Origin of the sequence: Embleya sp. NPDC059213, assembly GCF_042754445.1 — a bacterium.
Taxonomy (GTDB): domain Bacteria; phylum Actinomycetota; class Actinomycetes; order Streptomycetales; family Streptomycetaceae; genus Embleya.
On record NZ_JBHZAV010000344.1, the window covers coordinates 1 to 4,970 of the forward strand.

Annotated in this window: 4 protein-coding genes; 1 reads left to right on the plus strand and 3 read right to left on the minus strand. The window is 72.7% G+C overall.

Annotated elements, in window-relative coordinates; genetic code table 11:
* Positions 1-115 precede the first annotated feature (115 nt).
* Positions 116-1,576 carry an APC family permease gene (locus ACFXMF_RS46710; protein ID WP_379990053.1) on the minus strand — a complete coding sequence of 487 codons (1,461 nt, stop codon included), beginning with the start codon at positions 1,574-1,576 and terminating at the stop codon, positions 116-118.
* A gap of 164 nt (positions 1,577-1,740) precedes the next feature.
* Between ACFXMF_RS46710 and ACFXMF_RS46715 the strand changes: the two genes are divergently transcribed.
* Positions 1,741-2,313: a MarR family winged helix-turn-helix transcriptional regulator gene (locus tag ACFXMF_RS46715; RefSeq protein ID WP_360319544.1), complete on the plus strand. Its 573-nt coding sequence runs from the start codon at positions 1,741-1,743 to the stop codon at positions 2,311-2,313.
* Positions 2,314-2,379: 66 nt separating this feature from the next.
* Here ACFXMF_RS46715 and ACFXMF_RS46720 read toward each other — a convergent pair whose 3' ends face one another.
* The gene (locus tag ACFXMF_RS46720; protein WP_379990052.1) at positions 2,380-3,099 is read right to left on the minus strand and encodes a gamma-glutamyl-gamma-aminobutyrate hydrolase family protein; all 720 of its coding nucleotides are present in this window, start codon (positions 3,097-3,099) and stop codon (positions 2,380-2,382) included.
* 115 nt (positions 3,100-3,214) lie between these two features.
* Positions 3,215-4,696, minus strand: a complete 1,482-nt coding sequence (locus tag ACFXMF_RS46725) for an aldehyde dehydrogenase (RefSeq protein WP_379990051.1) — start codon at positions 4,694-4,696, stop codon at positions 3,215-3,217.
* Between the last annotated feature and the right edge of the window lie 274 nt (positions 4,697-4,970).

The window sequence follows — 4,970 nt, forward strand, 5'->3', positions numbered from 1 at the left end:
GTGTCTTGCCCCGGGTGGCGGGGGCGGCCCGGGTGGGGTTGGGCGTGCGCGTGCCCCCCCGGGGGGGCCCCCCCCCCGGGGGGGGGGGGGCCCCCCCCCCGCGGTTGCGGGTCGGTCAGCTCCGGCCGCGTCCGATGCCCGCGTACACACCCGGCCGGGTCGCCCGCAGGAACAGCGCGAACAGCGCGCCCACCACGCCCGCGCCCAGCACCAGCGTGGGCAACACCCAGCGCAACGCGGAGCCGGAGTCCACGCCGAGCAACACGCCGAAGTTGTCCAGGGCGGCGACGAACACGGCCGCGAGCAGTATCGCCGACGCGGCCGGCGCGATCAGCCGGCTCCAGGCGTTCTCGCCGTCCGCGCCGCGCCGGAGGAAGAACACCACCACCGCGAGCGAGGTCAGCACGAGCAACAGCAACACGCCCAGCGCGCCCAGGTTGGTGAACCAGTTGAACAGGGTCGCCATCGGGTCGCGATCGAGCGCCGCGAAGGCGATCACCACGGCCGCGGCGAGCGCGGTCTGGGTGGCCGAACCGAGGTGCGGCGAGTCGGTGCGCGGGTGGGTGCGACCCAGCGCGGTGGGCAACACACCCTCGCGGCCGAGGGCGAAGAAGTAGCGCGCGACCGCGTTGTGGAAGGACAGCAGCGCCGCGAACAGGCTGGTGATCAGGAACACCTGGGCCAGGTCGGCGAAGCCGGAGCCGATCTGGTCGCCGCCCAGCACGAAGATCAGGTTCGGCCCGTGCTCGGTCGCCGCCTCGACCGCCCGGTCGGTACCGGCACCGCTCATCAGCGCCCACGCGGTGACCGCGTACAACACGCCGATCACGCCGACCGAGACGTAGGTCGCGCGGGCCACGGTGCGCTTGGGGTCCGCGCACTCCTCGCCGTAGATCGCGGCCGACTCGAAGCCGGTGAAGGAGGCCATCACGAAACAGAACGCCGCGCCCATCGAGCCCGAGGTCAGCGCGTCCCAGGAGAACGGGTGCAACGAAATGCCGTCGGGGGCCTGGCCGAACGCGCCGATGTCGAAGATCAGTACGGTCACCGTCTCGGCGATCAGCAGCGCGGCCAACACCCGCGCGTTGAGGTCGATCCGCAGATAGCCCAGCACGCCCACGAGCACGATGCCGACCAGGACCACCACCCACCAGTCCACCCGCAGGCCGAGCTTGGCGTCCAGGAAGTCGGCGGTGGTGAAGCCGAACAGCCCGTAGATGCCGATCTGCATCGCGTTGTAGGAGATCAGCGCGACGAACGCGGCGCCCAGGCCGGCCACTCGGCCCAGGCCCTGGGCGACGTAGGCGTAGAACGCGCCCGCGCCGGTGATCCGCCTGCTCATCGCGGCATAGCCGACGCTGAACACCGCGAGCAGCGCGGCCAGGACGAGGTAGAGCGCGGGGATGCCGGAGGTGCCGGTGACCGCGAGGCTCTGCGGGATGCCGCCCGCGGCGACGGTGAGCGGGGCCGAGGCCGCCACCACGAAGAAGACGATGTGCGCGACGCCGAGTGAACCGCGCGAGGGGGCGGATTCGGGGCCGGTGGTGCCGTTCGTCGACGCTTGTCTGGTTGCCATTCCCGGCGCCTCCGAGGGACGGGACCCATTCGTTTGGGTCCGTACGATCTGCGGGTGCCGCTGATCGTACGGATGCAAACAGGTCGCCACAAGGGCTAGATTTCGGGGTGCGCAAGGCGTATCGGGCCACCGCTCGGACGCGAACGACGAAGAAGGCGGAGCACGTGGTCGGCAAGCGGTCCATCACCGAAACGGAGAAGGCCGTCCAGGCACGACTGGGCGACATCCCGCTGCGGCGCGAGCAGATGGCCGCGGTGTCGAACATCTACCGCGCCGCCGCCGCGGTGCGCCAGCACCTGGAGAACTCGGTGCTGCGCGACGCCGAACTCACCTGGACCGCGTTCACCGTGTTGTGGGAGGTGTGGATCTGGGGCGAGAGCGAGACTCGGCACGTCGCCGAGGAGGCGGGCATCTCCAAGGGCACCCTCACCGGTGTGGCCCGCACCCTGGAGTCGCGCGGCCTGCTCACCCGCACCGCGCACGCCACCGACGGCCGGCTCGTGCTGCTCTCGTTGACGCCGGCCGGCACGGAACTGATGGACCGGGTCTTCCCGGCGTTCAACGCCGAGGAGGCGTTCGTCACCGACGACCTGAGCGCCGACGAATGCCTCACGCTGGCCGACTCGTTGCGCCGCATCGTCGCCCGGCTGGAGGCCAAGGGCGAGGAACGCCGCCAGGACCTGCTGGCCGGCGGCGCGCCGAAGCCCCGGCGCGGCGGGCGGCGCGCGAAGGGGTGAGCCCCGGGCGGGGCCGATCGCTGTCGTTCGCCGGTGCTGCACGGTGTTGTTCGGCGTCGTTCGGCGCTATGGGGTCCGCACGAGTGGGGTGTGTGCGTGCCGGCGGGCCTGGTCGGTGAGAGTGTCGAAGAGGGCCTGCTGCGCGGGGTCGGTGTGCGCGGTGTCCTCGGGGTGCCATTGGACCGCGACGAACCAGCCGCCGGCGGCGACCGGTTCGAGGGCCTCGACGGTGCCGTCGGAGGCGGTGCCGGTGATCCGCAGGCCGGGGGCCGGCCGGTCGACGCACTGGTGGTGGTAGCAGGACGCGTCGAGTTCGGTGGCACCGGCGGCGCGGGCGACGGCCGAGTCGGGGGCCAGCGTCACCCGGTGCACCACGTGGCGATGGTGGGCCGGCATGTCCTGGGTGAGGGTGCCGCCGAGCGCGACGTTGACCACTTGCAGGCCGCGGCAGACGGCCAGGGTCGGCAGCCCGACCGCGAGCGCGTGTCGGGCGGCGGCCAGGTCGAAGGCGTCCTGCGCGATGTCGACGTCGTACACCCGCTCGTGCACCGTGTCCGCGCCGTAGCTGCTCGGTGCCAGATCGCCGCCGCCGGGCAACAACAGGGCGTCCGCGCGGGCGAGTCGGGACGCGGCGCCGGCGGGCTCGGCCGGGTGCATCATGAACGGCTCGCCGCCTGCCGCGTAGACCGCCTCGGCCAGGGCCAGGGCGGTCACCTCGGCGGCGTAGCGCAGTGCGGACGTGGTGGCCGCGAACCGGCACGGCAGGGCGATCAGCGGACGGGTCACTGCGGTCTCCGCGGGTCTCGTGAGGCGGGCCTGGTGAGGCGGGTCGTGCGGCGTGTCGAGCGGCCGGCCGGTGCGGCCCGCCCGGAAGACGGGGCGGGCAGGCGGGAGCTTCGGCTCACAGTCGTATCCAGACGGTCTTCGGGTCGGTGTACTTCTCCAACGCGTGCAGCGACTTGTCCCGCCCGTGGCCGGACTGCTTCATCCCGCCGAAGGGCACGTTCAGGCCGCCCTCCTCGTAGCAGTTGACCCAGACCGTGCCCGCCCGCACCGCCCGGGAGATCCGGTGCGCGGCGGACAGGTTCGTGGTCCACACGCCCGCCGCGAGGCCGTACTCGGTGGCGTTCGCGAGTCGGATCGCCTCGTCCTCGGTGTCGAAGGTCAGTACCGCGAGCACCGGGCCGAAGACCTCCTCGCGCGCCAGCGCCATCTCCGGGGTCACCCGGTCGAACACCGTCGGCTCCAGGAAGTGGCCGAGCCGATCGACCCGTTCCCCGCCGGTGCGCAGCCGGGCGCCGGCCGCGTGCGCCCGGGCGATGTGCTCGCGCACCCGGGCCAGGTGCGCCGCGCTCACCAGCGCGCCCATCGTGGTGGCCGGGTCGAGCGGGTCGCCGATCCGCAGCGCGCGGGCCCGCTCGACCACCGCGTCGGTCACCCGGTCCGCGATCGAGGAGTGCACGAGCAACCGGGAGGGCGCGGTGCACATCTCGCCCTGGTTGAAGAACACGCCCCAAGCCGCACTCGCCGCCGCGGCCATCGGGTCGGCGTCGGGGAGCACGATGTTGGGCGACTTGCCGCCCAGTTCGAGCCAGACCCGCTTGAGGTTGGAGTCGGCCGCATAGCGCAGGAAGTGTCGGCCGACCGCGGTCGAGCCGGTGAACGCGAGCACGTCGACGTCCGGATGCAGGCCGAGCGCGCGCCCCGTGGTGGGGCCCTCGCCGGCGACCACGTTGAACACGCCCGGCGGCAGACCGGACTCGGCGCCGAGCCGGCCCAGTCGCAGTGCGGACAGCGGCGACTGCTCGGCCGGTTTGAGGACCACGGTGCAACCGGCCGCGAGCGCCGGGGCGACCTTCCAGGCGGCCATGGTGAGCGGGAAGTTCCACGGGACGACCGCGGCGACGACGCCCACCGGCTCGCGGGTGACCAGCGCGAGCGCGTCCGCGGCGGTCTGCGGTGCCTCGTCGATCAACTTGTCGGCGACCTCGCCGTACCAGCGGAAGCACGCGGCGACCGCGCGCAGTTCGATGTCGTACGCCTCGGTGACCGGCTTGCCCATCTCCAGGGCGATGGTCAGCGCGAGTTCCTCGCGGTGCGCCTCGATCGTGTCCGCGAACCGGATCAGCGCGCGACCGCGTTCGGCGGGGGCGAGTCGGGGCCAGGCCCCGGTGTCGAAGGCGCGGCGGGCGGCGGCCACGGCCAGGTCCACCTCGCGTGGTCCGGCCCGGGCGGGCTCGGCGAGCGGTGTCCCGTCGCGCGGTGCGATCACGGTGAACGTGTCGCCGTCGCCGGCGTGGTCCGCGCCGTCGATGTGATGCACGGTCACCGGACGCAGCTTCGCCGCCCGGTCCAGCCAGTCCTGATGGGAGAGCCGCGCCATGGTGCCCGCTTTCGCCGACGAGATTGTTTGGGGGCAAACGATACAACGGAAGTCGGCCGTCGGGAATGCGGAGCGGGTGTGGGGGCGGCCCTTGGCCCGCCTCGGCACCCCGGCCGTCCCGATGCCCCTTGACCGTCCCGATCGTGGCTCGCTAAATTGTTTGGGGTCAAACGACTTGGAGGCTTTTCCATGACCGAGGTCACCGTTGCGGGCGTCACCGTCGACACCCGGCACTGGATCGGTGGCGAGCGCGTCGGGTCCGCGGACACCTTCA

What these genes read in the sequence shown, in the direction of transcription:
- ACFXMF_RS46725 (WP_379990051.1), bottom strand. Translation starts at nt 4,696, where the DNA reads ATGGCGCGGCTCTCCCATCAGGACTGGCTGGACCGGGCGGCGAAGCTG.
- ACFXMF_RS46710 (WP_379990053.1), bottom strand. Translation starts at nt 1,576, where the DNA reads ATGGCAACCAGACAAGCGTCGACGAACGGCACCACCGGCCCCGAATCC.